Genomic DNA, 17,475 nt, shown 5'->3' on the forward strand with positions numbered 1-17,475 from the left:
GGAATGTGCGAGCTGGCGGGTCTCGGCCGCCGGCAACCGACCGCCGGGGAGGCAACCCGCCCAGCGCTTATACGAAAGGGAAACGCGAAATTCGGTGTGGCCCCGCACGGGTGATGGTGTACCGGACAATGAATCAGATTCCGGTACACCACCATTGCCGTCTATTCGGTGCAGTTAGTCTTCCGCTGCGCCTCCGGAAGAATCATCAGCCGTCATACCAACCGTACTGAGTGATGGTGCCGTGACCACTGCAGCTGCCGCCGAAGTCCCAGAAACCGGGCCCCTGCAGCGGGCCATGGATGTCCGTGCCATCACTGCAGTGAGTCCACGCCCCAGTGCGGCCGTAATCGACGGTGACCGTTGCGCGCCAGGACACCCCGTTAAAGGAGTACGTGTTGAAGCCGTGGTTCGGGACATGCATGGGGCTTACTTTGCCCGACTGCCAGACGACGTGGTGCGTCACGTCCGCTGCTGCCGAGTTGGGCGTCGCTGCCTCAGCTGCGCCACCCATGGCGACGGTGCCCGCGATGGTCGCGGCTCCAAAGAACAGGCTGATCGCTTTTCTGTGCACGGGTCAGTTCCCCCTGTCGAAAGTTTGGTCATGTGCACGCTATTGAGATTTCCTGATGCAAGTCAACTGCACCAAGGAGTTGAAATAAGCCAAAGGAGGCAGAGGGAAATGGAACTTGTTTCCTCATTTCGGCCGGGCATTATTTATGCTGGTGGGCAACGTGTTGCCATGGACAAGGTTCGCGAGAACGGAACCTGGTGGCTTCGGCAGCGGTTCGTAACGACGTGAGTTCCCGCCGAGACCGCCCCGCACTCGGGTACGGCGGTCATGGTCACAGCCAGCCGCGGCGAGCCGCGAGGAGGCCGGCCTGGAAGCGTGTGGGGGCACCCAACTGGGCCATCACACGCTGAATGCGCCTTTGCGTGGTGCGCTCGCTCCAGCCCTGGACCCGGGCGATGGCGGCGTCGGTGAGCCCGGCGGCGAGAAGCGTGAGCAGGTGGCGGGTCTCCACGTCGGGTCCGTCGGCCGCAGGTTCCTCCGGGGTACCGGCGGGCGGCGTCTGGCCCGTCACGGACACCGGAACGGCTCGCTCCCACTCCGCCTCGAAGAGTGATTCCAGGGCCACCAGCATCGGCGAGCTGTGCACCAGGTAGGCGGCGGACTGTCCGCCCGGCGCGAGACTGAAGTGGATAACAGCGTCCCGGCTGTCACAGATCACGAGCTTGAGCGGCAACTCGGCTCGGACCCGGGCCTGTTCGCCGGCCCGGACGCTGGGCAGGATGTCGTCGCTCAGGCGGCCTGGCAAGGCCACCGCCGCACGGTCGTAGACCACTCGGTGCGCCACGCCCGCGCGTTGCCGCTGGATCTGTCCCTCGAAGTTGCTGCCCGGGCGGTCGACATACGGGGGCCGGTCGAAGACCCGTACTTCGCGGCGTGCCTCGGCGGTCAGCCGCCGTACCGCAGCGATGACGTCGGTGCGGTCGGTGAGCAGTTCGACCGGCATGTCGGGGTGGCTGATCCGGGATGCCTCGCGGTGAGCGTCCATCAACTGGTGCACGAGCAACCGGGCCTCGCCCAGTTGCTCTTCCCGTCGGCGGATGAGGGCGGTGACCGCGACATCGGGTGCCACCGCGGTGAACCGGGGCGGCCGGCCGGTCGCTCGCATCGCCAGGCCGTTGTTGACCAGCGCGGTCAAGAGCCGTGCCACGGCCGGCGTGGACAAGCCGCAGGCGTCCGCCAGTTCTCTGGCCGTGGCCCGCGGCAGGCCGACCAGCACGGCGTACGCGCGCTCCGTCTCGTCCGTCAGACCCAGCACGTTGAATGCCATGCGTTCTCACCGTTTCCATGGCGGCTTCCGTCAGCTGGCGGAAGACGGCCACCTCTGTCGCCTTGTGTGGCTCGTGTCGTGATCGACATCTTCCCTTCCGGTGTCCGCCCCCCTCGCCGCGGGCCGGCGTCCCCGCGCCGAGCGCCAGGCAGCCGAAGCGCACATCCCGTGGGTGTGCATCACCGTCATGTCCCGCCGCCTGGTCCGGCGGCGCCCTACGAAGCGATCAAGCCGCGTATCCCCATCAGCGGTCGAGTCGTCGCGGGGCTCCGGCCGGCCAAGTGTCAACAGCCGTTGATATCAGCAACAGTTTCTGAGCCGTACCTGGAGCCCCAGCGGCCCGGCGAGGACGACGTTGCCTGGCGTAGGCGCCGCCGCGGCATCGTTGATTCAGCGGCGAGTGTGAACGTCACCGCGAGGGGGCCGCGGTGGGGGAGCCTGCGCCACACGGTGAGGTGGGCGGCCGATTCCGCGGCACGGGTCGTCCCGCTTCCGTCCGCCAACTCTCGGGCCACTTACCGCGGCAGGCTGCAGACGCGTCCCGGCAACACTCTGCTTCGGCCGTCTTGCACAGCACGTTGAATGCCGTGCAATCAAGCCGTTTCGGTGGCGACTTCTTGCCAGTTGGCGTAAGTCCGCCGCCCTCGCGATCTTGTGCCGGCTTCGCCAGGTTGACAGATTCCCCGAAGCGTGGGCGCTGTCCGGGGGTGGCGCCATCTCTGTACTTCCTCCTGAGTTCTTTTGCGAGAAGTGGAGTGCCCATGAAACGGCGGAGAAGAGCGATCGCTCGCGGTGTCGCCACCATAGCCAGCGCGGCCGTACTGCTCGGCACACCCGTGCAGTACGCGGCGGCCGCAGGAGCACAGAACCCGGCGGCCGATTCCGGCGTGAAAGGTACGTCCGCGGGGGCTGCGCTGCCCTCCACACCCGGATCCTCAGCGCTCGGTCCGTGGCGCTCGTTCCTGAAGCCCACGCCCGCACAGTCGGCGAAGAACAGCCCTCACCAGGTCCTCGTGGTACTCGGCTCGGCCACCCAGGCGACGGGCAAGTCGCTGGGCAAGCAGCGCAATCTGCGGGTCCGTACCCCGCTGACCTCGGACACCGCGGTCAACACCGCGCTCCAGAGGGCCCACGCGGTCTCCATGCGGCCCCTGCTGCCGGGTCTCGGGGTCGCCGAGGCCCAGCGGTTGCGCTCAGCCGCCCTGCCGAAGCTGGGCTCCGGGGCGATCGACCTGTCCAAGGTCCAGGTCGTCCAACTCGCCGGCGGCGACGCCTCGGCGGCAGCCCGGGCGCTGGCCGCCACGCCCGGCGTCGTCTACGCCGAGCCCGACCAGACCGTCTCCCCCATGAACACCGGCTCCGTGCCGCTGCCTTCCTCGGTGACCGCCACGGCGGGGAAGGCCGGCTCGTCGGCGAAAGGGCACAACAGCGCGGCGACCGGTTCCGACGGTGTGCCCGGGAACGCGGCTCTCGGCACCTCGCTGCAGAGCTTCCTCAACGCCGGCGGTGTCAACGCGACGGGCGCCTACAGCTTGCTGAAGCAGAAGTTCGACCAGCTGCCCGGCACTGGTGAGACCATCACCAACGTCTCGATCGGCGACCTCACCGACACGTCGACGCCGAACCTGGGCGCAGCGGGGCCGACGACCGTCGTCCAGAACGGCCAGCGGTACCTGGACATCCCCACGATGCCCTTGATACCCACCTACACCGCGGACGCGACCGGCGCACTCGACCCGACGGGCTCGGCCCAGGGGCAGGACCCCGCACTGGGTGAGGTCCTTCTGGACTTCTCGGTGATGGCGCCGCTTCCGCACGAACTGCAGCGCCCGGGCATGCAGGGCAGTGGGTCCTCCGATCTCCTGGGCATCGCCCCGGGTGCCACCTACCGGCTCGTCGTCCCGCAGCAGCCGACGTTCAGCCAGATCGCGGTGGCGCTGCTGGCCGCGGCCCGGCAGCAGCCGCGACCCACCGTGATCACCGCCAGCCTCGGTTACGGCACCGACGCTGCGGGGCTCCCCGGCCGCTACCTGGAGGACGACCCGGTCCAGCAGGCCGTGATCGCGTCCATCGTGCAGCAGTACGGCATCACCATGGTGGTCTCGTCGAACGACGGGACCAGGCTGTACACCAACGCGGCCGTCGGGCCCGACGGCGGCAGCACCGCGACCAACGTGACCCGCAAGGCCGCCGACACCACCCGGATCGACGACGACCAGCTGTCGACCACGCCCAGCAAGGTGCTGGACTCCGGCGCGATCACCGCGGGTGGTACCACGACCGACGACACGCTGTCCGTGCCGCCGCAGAACGGCGGAGCCGCATCGGCCAACGGGACCTGGGCGACCACCAGGCTCAACGGTTCCGGGGTCTTCTCCTCAGGATTCGGCACGCGCGTGAACGTCTCGGCGCCCAGTGACGGCATTCCCGCCTTCGAGCACCAGGGCCAGACCGCGCAGTCGGTGACGGAGGTCCTCAGCGGAGGCACTTCGGCGTCGGCACCCGAGATCGCGGCCGCTGCCGCGGTCGTGCTGCAGGCCTCCCGGCTGACCGGGCAGCACCCGTCGCCCGATGACGTCCGTTCGCTGCTGGAGCGCACCGGCCGGGCCGTGCCCACACCGCCGCAGATCGACCAGCCGCTGCACGTGGGCCCGCAACTCGACGTCACCGCCGCGCTGCAAGCGGTCCTGGCCAAGGCGCACGGCGGCCACGCCCACACAGGCACGCCCCGCATCGTCCGGCTCTCCGTGGCGCATCGCCAGACCACGGGCGGACTCGGGAGCTCGTACCTGGAGGCCACCGACCCCGGACGCATCGACCTGGCCGGACCGGGCTCGGGCTCCAGTGCCACCGGGGAGGGCCTGGTGGGACCGGTGACCATCGGCGCCGACGTGACCGGCCTGCCCGACCAGCAAGGCGTCAGCTACGCGCTGCGCATCGGGCATCACGAGTTCGCCTCCGATGTGCCGGCGATCCGGCTGACCCCCAGGCAGATGCTGACCGCGGCCGGACTGCCGGTCGTCTCCGCGACGGACCGTCAGGTCTCGCTCACCTTCGAGGTGCGCCACGGCCACCAGGTACTGGCCTCGGCCACCCACGAGCTGACCTTCGGCCCCACCGACGGCGGCTACGTCGAGTCGCTCGCCCCGGTGGTCCAGCCCGTCGTCAAGGCGGGACACTCCGTTCAGGTGAGCTACGACCTCACCGGGGTGCGGAACCTTGGCTCGCCCCAGTTGGTCGTGTCGGGAGTCGGCCACTGGAACCCCGCGTCGGCGCCCATCTTCTCCGCCTCCTACACCGCCCCGCTGACGGGCCTTCACGGCACGGTCACCGTCCCGGCCGGCGCCTTCTCCGCCGGCGGCGGCATCTACGGGATCGGTATCCTCCAGAACCCCACAGGCAACCGCAAGGGTGGCCCGCTGTACGGCGAGTTCGCCTCGATCCGGGTCGACGGCGGTGGCCCCTCACAGCGCCCGGCAGCGCCGACCCTGGCCGCGAAGACATCCGGAGAGTTCGGTCACCTGCTGGAGATCAACCGGGCCGCACCGCGGTTCTCGGTGCACTACGACGTATCGGGGGTCAAGGGCGCCACCGGCACGCTGCTGGAGTTCTCCGCGCCCGGGCCGAACTTGTACAACTCGTACAACCTGGTCAGCAATCAGAACGGCACCACCCGCGACCACGACGGAGTGGACAACCCGGCCACGCTCGACCGTTCGCTGAAGGGCACGAGGGGCACGGCGGCACTCGACGCCCTCGCGCTCAAGCTTCCCTCGTCGATCGCCTACGACCTGCGGGTGTTTGCCGTCGACCAGCACGGCAGGATAGTCGGCCAGGCTTCGCCGACGTCCCTGCTGGGATACGACGACGGACTGGCCCCCGAAGACACCAACCTGACCAACTTCGCGATCGTCCCCGGCGGCACGTCCGTCGCGGCGGTCGAAACCCCCACCGGTGAAGGCTCGGTGTACGACTACAACGCCGCCACCGGAACCTATGGGCGCAAGTTGACGAGCGACCCCGCGTACGGCTCCATCTACGAGGTGTTCGGCGTCGACTCCGCCCACCACACGCTGGTCCTGCACAAGCAGACCACCACCGGCGAGCAGTGGCTCGAGACCTACGACACGAGCACCGGCAACGCGGTCGGCAGCCCCGTCCGGGTCGACGACCAGTACGTCGTGACCGGCGGGCGGGTGGACGCCAAGCGCCACCGTGCAGCGGTGCTCGCCTCCCGTTCAAGCGACCGTGCGGGCTTCGTGCTCCCCGTGAACACGGCGACCGGCGCTCAAGGGACGCCGCTCGAGCTCGAGCCCACCCCGGACGGCTTTGCCACGTACGGCCTGCTGGACATAGACGAGTCGACCGGCGTCTTCTCCGCGCAGAAGACCGGAAGCACCATCAACTGCTTGGCCTCGACCGGGTCCGGCACCATAGCCACGATCAACCTGGACAGCGCAACGGTCACCCACAGCGGCGCAGGAGTCCCTTGCGCCGGGAACCTCGCCTCCGACCAGAAGGGCAACCTCTACGAAACGTGGTACCACTCAGCCAGCGTCAACTTCGCCGGCACCGGGTACTACGCGCAGTTGCCCAGCGGGGACCCGGTGAACCTCGGAACGAACCAAGCGGCTGAAGCGCTCGCCATCGACGGCGTGCACCAACTGGGGCTGTTCGCCTTCCGGTACCCGGACCTGAAGCCGACGGGCGGCTTTCAGCAGTACGGCTTCGGCGACAACAACGCCACCGGCCGCATCGCCGTCGTCGACCTGAAGACGGGCGAGACGGTGGGCACCGTGACCGGCGTCGAGTACCTCCCTGCCGGCGCCTTCAACGGCCGGCTGCCGAGCCATCACGAGCGTGCCATCCAGCTCGACCCGGCAACACGGACCGGCTGGACGTACGCGGCCGACAGCAGCCAGATCCAGCAGTTCTCCTACTGATCCGATTCGCTGCTCCACCACCCGGGTCCGCGGGCGCCACGGCGTCAGCGGACCCGCGGCGTTACGGAGGACCGGCGGCGCAAGCCCCGGCCCAGTGCTGGGCGATGGTCTTACGGGGCACGAACGGGGTGTGACGAGGACGAACGGGGCGAACCGGAGGCGGGTCCAGACCCAGGGTCTGGAGTGGATGCCGAGGTCGGCGATGTGGCCGGCGATCGGTGCGCCGGCGTGCCGACCGAATACGGGAATGGCAATGACCTTGGTCGGAGACGTTGAAGAACTCCACAACAGGCATCGGGGATTGGGCCGCGCGGCGATGAGGCGGGACGCGGTTGGCCCGCAACGAACATCCCTCACAGCATCCTGCACATTGATCAGATGCCCGCCAAGCCCTGGGAGGGGCGGGCGGCCTGTGCTTCCGTGCCCAGGCTGCCCGACGCGGTCAGCTGAAGAACGGGTCGTCCACGACGTGCACCCAGCCGCCGTCGGGCTGGCGTCGGAGGATCTCGGTGGTGGTGGAGAGCACCGGCTCCGGTCCGACCCCGGTGAGGATGGCGTTGTTCGACACCAGGGCGACATCGTCGACCTGTCGGATCTCACGCGGTTCGAGCTTGAGGCGGGCACCGCTGTCGACCATCTGCCGCATGGCCTTGCGGATTGCGTCCGTGCCCACCAAGTGGGTTCCGGGAGTGGGGACGAAGTGGGCGTTCGGCTCGTAGAGCGACACCAGACCCTCGACGTCACCGGCCTCCAGGTACTCCATGTACAAGGTCCCCACCTGCTGGGGCGTCTCGGCACGGCGCCGGGCGGTGACGCCGACCGGCTTGTCGCCCCAGCCGGCCGCGTCGATCAGGTCGTACCAGTTGGGATAGGCGCCGTAGGGCAGGTGGCGACGCAGCAGGTCGCCGATGAAGGTCGTCGGGGACGCCTTGTGGGGCTTGGCCACGGCCTGGGTGATGATGAGGTCGCTGAACCCGTGGGCCAGGTCCCGACGCGGCAGCAGGGCGTGCACTTCGTCGGCGAGGCCGGGCGGAAGGCTCTCACGCTGGATTCCGAGGATGTCGGTGGCGATACCCGCCTGGGCCAGCGCCACCTCCGTGCCCTTGCGCGAGGCGATGCCGTCCGAGGTGTGCAGAGCGATGGCGTCCCAGGCGACGGCGATACGCTCTTCCTCGACACCGCGCTCGCGGAGGAATGCCGCTGCGATGTCGGCGCCGTCGACCTCGAAACGCTGGTCGCTGTTGCTGCCCTCCTCGCTCAGTCCCAAGTCGTGCAGGACGCAAGCGACGAACAGCAACTCGTCGTCGTAGTCGGTACCGGCGCGCAGACCCTGGTTCTGGGCATGGGCGCGGGCGAAGACGTAACTGCGGACGCAGTGATCGTGAATGAAGGCAGGCGTGGCCTGTGCCGCAAGGGCGAATGTGTCCCGGGTGAGGCTCGTGTCGGGGAGGTCGAGCTGCTCGAAGACGGACAGGTGTGCGTCGGTGGTCATGATGTGTCTCCTTCATTTGAACCCCGGTCCGGGGCAGATCGGTACGGTGGCTGGGCGGCGCGCTCACGCGTGCCGGGTATGGGGGTGCGGCTGCACGACATGTGGAGCGACAGCCGATGGCCCCACGGGGGATGTGCGGCTGGAGCGCTGTGCTCACAGCTGCGCGACGAACGCGCCGATGTGCGCGGCCACCTGGTCGGGCACCTCAAGGGGCGAGAGGTGGCCGGTGTCCTTCAGGACGGTCAGGGTGGCGGTCGGGATCAGCGGCAGCAGGTGGTCGGCGAGCACGGTCGGCGGGTCGACCTTGTCGTGGCTGCCCGCGAGAACCAGAACCGGCACCTCGATGGCTGAGACGCCGGCCGACACGTCCTGGACCAGGCCCTGGCGCGGCCACTCGAGACGGGCCTCGTCGCCACCGCGCAGACTGTCCTCGACCACCTGCCGGCGCAGCTCGGGAGTCAGCCCGCCGCGGGTCAGCATCAGGTCGATGCTCTGAAGAACGGCCTCCTCGTTGTCGTAGGCGTGGGAAACCGTCTCCTGCACCTGCTCGGTCACCCCGATGGGCGCGGGCGGCGCGGGTGCCACGAGGACGACTCCCCTCAGACCGGCGGGCTTGCGTGCGGCCAGCAGCTGAGCCACCTTGCCACCCATGGAATGCCCGACCAGCACGTAGCTGGGGTGTCCGAGCGCGTCGATGACCCGCTGCGCGTCGTCCGCGAGCTGGTCCAGGTCATAAGGTCCCGGCACGCTCGTGGAGTCGCCCCATCCGCGCTGGTCGTAGGCCACGAAGCCCTGCCCGGGATCCAGACGCTGCAGCACCGGGATCCAGGTGCGGCGTGAGCCTCCCCAGTAGTGCAGGAAGATCAGCACCGGGCCGTCACCCTCGCGGACGTGGGCGTACACCTGGCCGCCCCGCACGTCGAAGAAACGGCCCACCACATTCTGCGAAGTCATTGCCGGCTCCTCGTCCACGGCCGGGGCTCTCGGACCGCTCCACCGGTGTGTGGAGTCGGCTGCCCCGCGCTCGCTCCTCGATCCTGCTCCGGAACCTCCCTTCCAGACCACGGCTCATCTGCCAGCATGCGCATCTTTTGGGCCAGAACCGTGCGGGTGGACCCATGGTTTCCGGTCACACGATCAGCTGTCTGACCAGGTGTTTCATCCCATGAGCATCCCTGGGCCGGAGCACGGTGGCTTCCTGGCCCACCCTGCGAAATGAGAGGCGGACGTAATATTGCGGCCATGAACAAGCACCGGGTCATGGTTCTGGCGGTCGACGGTGTGCTGCCCATGGATCTGGGGATCCCCACGCAGATCTTCAACGCCCGTCCGAACACTCCCTACGAGCTCACCGTGTGCGGCGACACCGAGGCGGCCGTGACCACGAGCGCCGGTTTCACCCTCGGGCTGACCGCGGGTCTCGAGGCGCTCGCCGAAGCGGACACGATCATCGTCCCGGGCTTCGAGGACTTCCGGCGCCCTCCGCACCCACGGGTGAGGGCCGCTCTCAAGCTCGCCGGCCGCGCCGGGATACGCATCGCCTCCATCTGCACCGGAGCCTTCGCCGTCGCCTCGGCCGGGCTGCTCGACGGCCGCACCGTCACCACCCACTGGGCCAAGGCGGATGACCTCGAGGAGCTCTACCCCCGGCTGCGCGTCGACCGCAACGTCCTCTACATCGACAACGACACCATCCTGACCTCCGCGGGATTCACGGCCGGCATCGACCTGTGTCTGTACCTGGTCCGCAAAGACCTCGGCGCAGCCGTCGCGAACGACATCGCCAGGGACATCGTCGCCGCCCCCCACCGCGACGGCGGACAGGCCCAGTACATCAACAGGAGCCTCCCCACCCCCCAGGCCACCACGCTCGCCGACACTCGTGAATGGGCCCTGCTCCACCTCGAAGAAGGCCTCACCATCCCCCACCTGGCCGACCACGCCGGCGTCTCCCCACGCACCCTGACCCGCCTATGGCGCCAGGAAACCGGCGTCAGCCCCCACCAATGGCTCCTGACCGCCCGCATCAACCGCGCGCGAGAACTCCTGGAGACCACCGACCTCCAGGTGGAACAGATCGCCATGCGATGCGGCCTCGGCAGCGGCGCCAACATGCGCGCCCGATTCCGTGACACTGTCGGCAATACCCCCACGGCCTATCGCCGCACCTTCCAGCACCAGGCCGCCTGACGGCGAAGGCCGGACTGCGAGGTCACAGAGTCCGTCGACCCGGGCGCGCGTCCGCCCCGGCAGTGTTCAGGGCAGAAACCCTGGTGCGCGAAGCCGAAGCCGAGGACGGACCGCGCGGCCACCGGCTTCGCCCTCGTCAGCCACCTACAGGTCAACCGCCACACCGCCACCGCGACTTCTCTGGCCAGATCGCCACGCCCGCGCGACACCACCACGGACCGCGCCACCATCGCCCGCCTGCGGCGGGACAAGGAAAATCTCACCCGCCACCTGCACGCGGCGGGGGCCGTGCAGCCGGTGGTGGTGCGGCGTGTTCATCTCTGCCGCCGTGCCCAGCGCCGCAGGACTGCTCATAGGCCTCTTCTGGCAGCCCGTCGGCATCGCCGCCCCCGTGGTATTCGGACTCCTGCTCATCGGAGCCGTGCGCTTCCACGCAAAGGCCGGGGACTACGCCAACCCCAAGACCGGGGCAACGCGATGGCACCCGCCGCTGACCGCCGTCGCCGTCGCTGCTGCCATCACGCTCGCATCCTTGCTCGGCGGGGGGTGTGAAAGCCACAGCCCAGCCTGCTGCCGGAATTCTCCCGGTCCGAGGCGGCGGAGGTCGTCGACTGACGGCCGCGGCACCCGCCCTACGCATCCGTTGACCAGCGCATGGGCGATTGCCGCGACCGCGTCACGTGGCGTCACGTCATGGGATGTGGTGTGTGTCGAAGTGCTGCGGTCGGACCTTCGGCCGGGGATCAACAGCTATGTGTTTTCCCGCAACCCGTCCGGAACCCTCCGACCCACGTACGCCGTTCGACGCACTGCCCAACGACCGTCTCACCGTGCAGGTCCCAGGGCGGGTGGGGCGGCGTCGGCGGACGTCCCCCAGTCGGACGGTTCGGCGCCAACGGTGAAGGAGAGCGCCCGCAGGCCCCGGAGCGACTCGGTCGTCAGATACGTACGGCCGTAGGAGGAACCGTCGACCCTCGCCGACTGGATGTACCGGTCACGGTCGGAGGTGCCGGTGGCCTTGATGGTCAGGGCGCCGCGCGGGTAGTAGCGCCGGTCGAGCGTCAGATCGACCCGCTCGAAGACGGGCGTCGACAGGCCCCAGGTGTCGTAGCCGGGCTGCACCGGGAAGATCCCGATGGACGAGAGTACGTTCCAGGCGGACATCGTGCCGAGGTCGTCGTTGCCGGTCATGCCGGTCGGCGCGTCCGTGAACAAGGTCAGCGCGGCGTGCACCACATCGGTCGTCTTCCACGGCTGACCGGTCGACAGATACGTGTACGGGGCGATCAGGTCGGGCTCGTTCTGCGGGTTGTACTTGTCCGCGTTGTAGTAGTCGTACGGGCCGTTGACCCACACCTCTCGTGCGGTCTTCGCCGGGTCCTTCAGAAGCTGCTCGTACGCGAAGAACGAGTCGAGCCGGTCGTTGGCCGTCTGCTTGCCGCCGATCAGGTCGACCATGCCCGGCAGGTCCTGCGGCACGAGCCACTGGTACTGCCAGGACGTGCCCTCGTGGAAACCCTCACTCAGGGCCGGGTCCGCCGGTCCGGTGAAGACGCCGGAGGCATCCCTCGCGCGGAAGAAGCCGGTCGAACCGTCGTAGATCTTCCGGTAGTTCTGGGACCGTGCGGCATAGCGTGCGGCGTCCGCGTCGTGGCCCAGATCCCGTGCCATCGCGCCGAGCATGGCGTCCGACAGGGCGTACTCCAGGGTCGCGGAGGCTCCGTGGTCGTAGTCCGAGTCGCCGGGCTTCGCGTGCGGGCGGCCCTTGATGTACGGCGCGAAGCCCTTCGCGATGTACTCCTTGTTGGCTTCGCGGCCCACCGCGGGCGAATCGGCGGGCGGCACTCCGTCGGCATTCTTCTTCAGGGCGCGGTAGGCCCGTTCCTCATATCCCTTGAGCAGGCCCTGCTGGTAGGCGTTGGTCAGGAACGGGGTGACCGGGTCGCCGGTCATGATGTTCGTCTCGACCGTGCCGTAGCCCCACTTGGGCAGCCAGCCGCTGTCTTCGTCGATCTTGATGACGGAGATCGCCATGTCCCTGGCCTCGCGCGGCGCGAGCAGGGAGAGGAGCTGCGACTGGGTGCGGTAGGTGTCCCACAGTGACCAGTTCTGGTAGTAGGTGAAGCCCTGTGCGCGGTGGACCCTCTGGTCCCAGCCGGTGTAGCGACCGTCGGCGTCGCTGCCGATGTTGGGCGCGAGGAAGGACCGGTAGAGCGATGAGTAGAACGTGCGGCGCAGGGTGTCACCGCCGCCCTGGGCGCGTACGTCGTCGAGCCGGTCCTCCCATGTGCGGTGCGCCTGGCTCCGGACGGCGTCGAACGAACGGCCGCCTTCCGAGCGGAGGTTGAGGGCGGCGCCGCGGGCGTCCACGTACGAGAGCGCGGTGGTCGCTTCGACCGTCCGGTCCTTGGTCGTGTCGAAGCGGACGAAGGCGCCGTTGCGTCCCGCGCTGACGGATTCCTTGGAACCCTCGGTGACGGCATCGCCGTTCCAGGTGCCCGAAGTGGTGAACGGGCGGTTGAAACGGGTGACCGTGTAGACGGTGTACGGCTTGGTGTCCTGGCAGAAGCCGCTGCCGGTGATGGCGGTCCGCACCGTGCGGTTGTCGAGGATCTCGACCTTGGTGGAGATCGTCCTGTGCAGCGACTGCCCCGCGTTGAGCAGGACGTTGGCCTTGTCGGTGGCCGGGAAGGTGTAGCGCTGCACCCCGGTCCGGGCGGTCGCGGTCAGCTCGGCCTTGATGCCGGTCTTCAGGTCGACCCGGTACGAGCCGGGGCTCGCCCGCTCGCTGTCGTGGCTGAACTCCGCCTCGTACTTGGCGTAGTCCGTCTCGGTGACGTCACCCGTGGTCGGCAGCACGGGCAGGTCGCCGCCCAAGCCGCAGCCGACGCCCGAGAGATGGACGAGGGAGAAGCCGCGGATGTGATTCTGGGAGTAGTCGTAGCCGGTGTTGTGGCCGGTGTCCGGCGACAACTGCACCATGCCGAAGGGCACGGCGGCGCCGGGGTAGGTGTTGCCCTCGTTCTCCGTTCCGATGAACGGGTTGACCAGATCGGTGAGCGGGGCGCTCGGCGGGACGGCCGCCCGGGCCGCCGGAACCGCGAGGGAGCCGCCGAGGAGCATGGTGGTCGCCACCACCATCCCCGCATCGCGTAGCCGTTGAGTCCATCCCATGGGCGGGAACGCCTCCTCAAAGCCTGGACAACGTTGTCAAAGCGTGGAGCGCGATCATTCTTCGTCGTGTACACGTAATCGTCAAGTGTTCCGGGCGGGGCGGCAGTTCAGCGGATCACGCGAGCCCGCAGTCTTCCGTGACCGACGTCGCGAGCCGGTCGCCGGCGCGTCGGCACAACTCGGGGGTGCCGAGCAGGACGAACGCGAGCGGATCCTGGGGCTTCCCGCCAAGGCCAGGTAGTCAGCGTGTTCGCGCTGGTGGCAAGTCGTGCCGACGACTCGACGTTGGTCGGGGGCAGTGAGCCGGCGGTGCCCGCCGAGCCTCGGACGTCGCACAGGGAGCGGCCCGTCGCGCGGGCCCGGCGTGCGAAGGCGCGGGAGCTGCACGTGCCGTCGCTCGGCCGCTACCCGCACGGGCATGCACCGGCACCGGTCCAGATCGCTGACCAGGTCGAGAACCGCCTGTTCCTGTGCGAGCTCACGGCCCGCACCCTGCACCAGGGCATGGCCCCGCTGGGCGTCAAGGACGCCCGAGCGCCTCTGACCGATCCCTGGTCAAGGCCTGATCAAACCTTGATCAGGCCTTGCGGCCCGTCGCCGCGTAGATGTTGATGTCCGCGTCCGTGACGTCGTTGATGTCATGGAAGCGGATCATCTCGATGGCGTCGAAGGTGGCGAGGCGGGCGGGGTCGGCCTGTTCGGGCGAGGGGGCTGCGCCATCGGGGCGCCAGCGGTGGACCGGGACGACACCCGGCTCCTCCAGTACGAGCCCGGCCTCCGTGAAGAACCGCTCGACGTCCCGATTCGAGCGCAGGACGAAGGTGAAACCGTGCTCGGTGTACGTCCGTCGCACCGCGCGGATGGCCTCGGGGTTGACGTCCTCGGTGAGATGGCTGAGGACGAGCCGGCTGCCCGACGGCAACGCGTCCACCAGCTCACGCACGGCCCGGTAGGCCTCCTCGTCCTCGACGAAGTGCAGGACGGCCGCAAGCACGAGCGCGACCGGCTGGTCGAAGTCGAGGGTCTTGGCAGCCTGTTCGAGGATCCGAGCAGGCTGCTTGAGGTCCGCGTCGATGTAGTCCGTACGGCCCTCGGACCGGCTGGTCAGCAGGGTGTACACCTGGGCCAGGACCACCGGGTCGTTGTCGACGTACACGACCCGCGAGTCCGGGCTGATCCGCTGGGCGATCTGATGGACGTTCTCCCGCGTCGGCAGCCCCGTGCCGATGTCCAGGAACTGCCGGATGCCGTCCTGCGCCGTCAGCGTGGTCACCGCCCGGCGCAAGAAGTCCCGGTTGTGCCGGATGTCGAGGTAACCCCGCGGGTTGGCGGCGAGGGCCGCGGCCCGGTCGACCGGGTAGTTGTCCGTGCCCCCGAGAAACAGGTCGTAGACGCGCGCCGGGTGCGCCTTGGCGATGTCGACCCGCCATCTCAGCACGGAGGCGTCCTGGCCCAAAGCATCACCGAACATCAAGCTTCTCCCCGGAGAGCCGCGTCACTCAAGGGCAAACAAGACACATGCACATAGGTGTCCGTCGGCCCGGCCGCCACACCCCACAGCGCGAGTTCACCTGACGGGCAGTGAAGCTGGGCTTCCGCCTTTTCCTCCCCGGTCGGTGTGCCCGATCAGGGCCGAGTCCGGGCCCGGGGCTCGGCCCAGCCGTGAGCCCGACCACCACGGTGCCGAGTCGCCTCCCACACAGGGCGGTAGAACACTCAGCGCCAGCCGAGCTCCGGTGCTACGTGGGTGAGGATGCTCTCCAGTACATGGGCGTTGTAGTCGACACCGAGCTGGTTCGGGATGGTCAGCAACAGGGTGTCCGCGGCTTGGATGGCCTCGTCTTCCTGGAGTTGCTTCACCAGTACGTCCGGCTCGGCGGCGTACGAGCGTCCGAAGATCGCCCGGGTCGTGTCGTCGATCATGCCGACCTGGTCCCGCGAGTTGCGGTCTTGGCCGAAGTAGGCCCGGTCCAGGTCGTTGGTCAGGGCGAAGACGCTGCGGCTGACCGACACACGCGGTTCTCGTGTGTGGCCTGCCGCCTTGTACGCCTCGCGGTACGCCTCGATCTGCTTGCGCTGCTGGACGTGCAACGGCTCGCCCGTCTCGTCGTCCTTCAGGGTGGAACTCTGCAGGTTCATCCCCAGCTTCGCGGCCCAGACGGCGGTCGCGTTCGAGCCGGAGCCCCACCAGATCCGCTCGCGCAGCCCCTCGGAGTGCGGCTCGATGCGCAGCAGACCCGGCGGGTTGGGGAACATCGGCCGCGGGTTCGGCTTCGCGAAGCCCTCGCCGTCGAGCACCTTGAGGAAGGTCTCGGTGTGTCGGCGGGCCATGTCCGTGCCGGTCTCGCCCTCCGCGGGGGTGTTGCCGAAGTATCGCCAGCCGTCGATCACCTGTTCCGGTGATCCGCGGCTGATGCCGAGTTGCAGCCGACCGCCGGAGATGAGGTCGGCAGCGCCGGCATCCTCGGCCATGTACAGCGGGTTCTCATAGCGCATGTCGATCACGCCGGTGCCGATCTCGATCTTCGAGGTCCGTGCACCGATGGCCGCGAGCAGCGGGAACGGGCTGGCCGCCTGCCGCGCGAAGTGGTGCACCCTGAAGTACGCACCGTCCACGCCGAGCTCCTCCGCAGCGACCGCCAGGTCGATGGACTGGAGCAGGAAGTCGGCCGCGGACCGGGTCTTGGAGTGGGCACTCGGCGACCAGTGGCCGAACGAGAGGAAACCTATCTTCTTCACTCCAGGTCAAAGCGTCCGGCGGCCGCGTTTGATTCCCCGCGTGGGCAGGGTGCGAACGGGGACGGCGAACCCGAATACGAGGCCCTCACCCTTCTGCTGAACCTGGACATCGAAGACCAGGACTGCTCTTGATCAGCTGGTCCTCCGCAGCACACTCGCGCCGGGTAATGGGGTGAGATTTCCCCAGGTCACCCGACCCCCGAGCAGGCCAAGGGCCGGATCGTGCCCTGGCGTGACGAGTTCACCGACGGAGGCCGTCTGTGATCGACGCGGCTGAGATCATCCGGCACGGGACCGGCATCGGTTTCGTGCCGGGGCCTGATGCCGACGTCCTCTGGGCCCGAGCGTCCCCCAACACGGTGCGCGACCCGTCCCTCCGTGGCAAAGTGCGTGGTAGCGTCGGTATACAAACTGTATGCGATGTCTGGGGGTTGCCGTGGCGTCCGGTCGGGAGAAGGCCTACGCGTATCTCAAGGACACGGTGCTGACGGACCCCGAGATGCAGGGGGCCTTCCTGTCGGAGCAGGAGCTCGCCGATCGTATCGGTGTCTCCCGCACCCCCATCCGGGAGGCGCTGCTGCTGCTCGCCGCCGAGGACCTGGTCGAACTTGTGCCCAAGCGCGGTGCCCGGGTGACACCCCTGACGGGGCGGGAGGTCCGGGAGCTGATGGAGCTGCGTGGCGTCGTCGAGCGGTACGCGGCCCAGCAGCTCGTCGCGGCGGAGCGAGTGCCCCTGGAGGAACTGCGCTCCCTGCTGGAACAGCAGCGCGCGCTCACCGGCGCCGAGGACACCCGGGAGTTCATCGCCGTGGACCACCGGTTCCACGCATCCCTGGTGTCGGCCGTCGGCAACGCCCTTATGGACCGGCACTATGACAGCCTGCGCAGCCGCCAGGTCTGTGCCGGGGTGGTCGCCGTCTACAACCAGCAGGGACGGCAGGAGGCGGTGCTCGACGAGCACGAGGCCATCCTGGACGCCCTCGCCGGCGGTGACGCGCAGGCCGTGTGCGCGGCCATCGACCACCACCTGGAGTCGACCCTCAAGGTGCTGCTCGCGGGCTAGCGGGCCGGGCGAGCGTCCCCGCTGCCGAGGGACGCT

Annotated in this window: 10 protein-coding genes and 1 pseudogene; 4 read left to right on the forward strand and 7 right to left on the reverse strand. The window is 68.8% G+C overall.

The annotated features are described in order from the left end of the window. Positions 1 to 205: 205 nt before the first annotated feature. Both FNV62_RS45410 and FNV62_RS45415 read right to left on the reverse strand, forming a co-directional pair. Positions 206 to 571, reverse strand: a complete 366-nt coding sequence (locus FNV62_RS45410) for a hypothetical protein (RefSeq protein ID WP_097287663.1) — start codon at positions 569 to 571, stop codon at positions 206 to 208. A 271-nt stretch (positions 572 to 842) separates the two neighbouring features. Further along, positions 843 to 1,838 carry a TrmB family transcriptional regulator gene (locus FNV62_RS45415; RefSeq protein WP_143604043.1) on the reverse strand — a complete coding sequence of 332 codons (996 nt, stop codon included), beginning with the start codon at positions 1,836 to 1,838 and terminating at the stop codon, positions 843 to 845. Between the two features lie 761 nt (positions 1,839 to 2,599). Here FNV62_RS45415 and FNV62_RS45420 point away from each other — a divergent pair. Then, on the forward strand, positions 2,600 to 6,781 hold the full coding sequence (locus FNV62_RS45420) for a S8 family serine peptidase (RefSeq protein ID WP_144316203.1): 4,182 nt from the start codon (positions 2,600 to 2,602) through the stop codon (positions 6,779 to 6,781). Positions 6,782 to 7,223: 442 nt separating this feature from the next. On the opposite strand, the gene FNV62_RS45425 is transcribed toward FNV62_RS45420, so the two are convergent. Continuing rightward, a complete protein-coding gene (locus FNV62_RS45425; RefSeq protein ID WP_144316204.1) occupies positions 7,224 to 8,273 on the reverse strand; it encodes an SgcJ/EcaC family oxidoreductase in 1,050 nt (349 codons plus the stop codon). 153 nt (positions 8,274 to 8,426) lie between these two features. Then, positions 8,427 to 9,227: an alpha/beta fold hydrolase gene (locus tag FNV62_RS45430; RefSeq protein ID WP_144316205.1), complete on the reverse strand. Its 801-nt coding sequence runs from the start codon at positions 9,225 to 9,227 to the stop codon at positions 8,427 to 8,429. Between the two features lie 288 nt (positions 9,228 to 9,515). Between FNV62_RS45430 and FNV62_RS45435 the strand changes: the two genes are divergently transcribed. After that, entirely contained in the window at positions 9,516 to 10,463 is a 948-nt protein-coding gene (locus FNV62_RS45435) for a GlxA family transcriptional regulator (protein WP_144316206.1), read from the forward strand. Positions 10,464 to 11,288: 825 nt separating this feature from the next. Here FNV62_RS45435 and FNV62_RS45440 read toward each other — a convergent pair. Further along, positions 11,289 to 13,637, reverse strand: a complete 2,349-nt coding sequence (locus tag FNV62_RS45440; protein WP_144316207.1) for a GH92 family glycosyl hydrolase — start codon at positions 13,635 to 13,637, stop codon at positions 11,289 to 11,291. Between the two features lie 441 nt (positions 13,638 to 14,078). Between FNV62_RS45440 and FNV62_RS58180 the strand changes: the two are divergent. After that, positions 14,079 to 14,181 (forward strand): annotated as a pseudogene (locus FNV62_RS58180) (DALR anticodon-binding domain-containing protein); the annotation flags it as partial. Positions 14,182 to 14,214: 33 nt separating this feature from the next. On the opposite strand, the gene FNV62_RS45445 reads toward FNV62_RS58180, so the two are convergent. Further along, positions 14,215 to 15,108 carry an SAM-dependent methyltransferase gene (locus FNV62_RS45445; RefSeq protein WP_144316208.1) on the reverse strand — a complete coding sequence of 298 codons (894 nt, stop codon included), beginning with the start codon at positions 15,106 to 15,108 and terminating at the stop codon, positions 14,215 to 14,217. 245 nt (positions 15,109 to 15,353) lie between these two features. Next, the gene (locus tag FNV62_RS45450) at positions 15,354 to 16,376 is read right to left on the reverse strand and encodes an LLM class flavin-dependent oxidoreductase (protein WP_054232574.1); all 1,023 of its coding nucleotides are present in this window, start codon (positions 16,374 to 16,376) and stop codon (positions 15,354 to 15,356) included. A gap of 436 nt (positions 16,377 to 16,812) precedes the next feature. Here FNV62_RS45450 and FNV62_RS45455 point away from each other — a divergent pair, with 436 nt between their 5' ends. After that, positions 16,813 to 17,439, forward strand: a complete 627-nt coding sequence (locus FNV62_RS45455) for a GntR family transcriptional regulator (RefSeq protein WP_144316576.1) — start codon at positions 16,813 to 16,815, stop codon at positions 17,437 to 17,439. Positions 17,440 to 17,475 lie beyond the last annotated feature (36 nt).

Origin of the sequence: Streptomyces sp. RLB3-17 (genome assembly GCF_007113425.2) — a bacterium.
GTDB lineage: Bacteria > Actinomycetota > Actinomycetes > Streptomycetales > Streptomycetaceae > Streptomyces > Streptomyces mirabilis_D.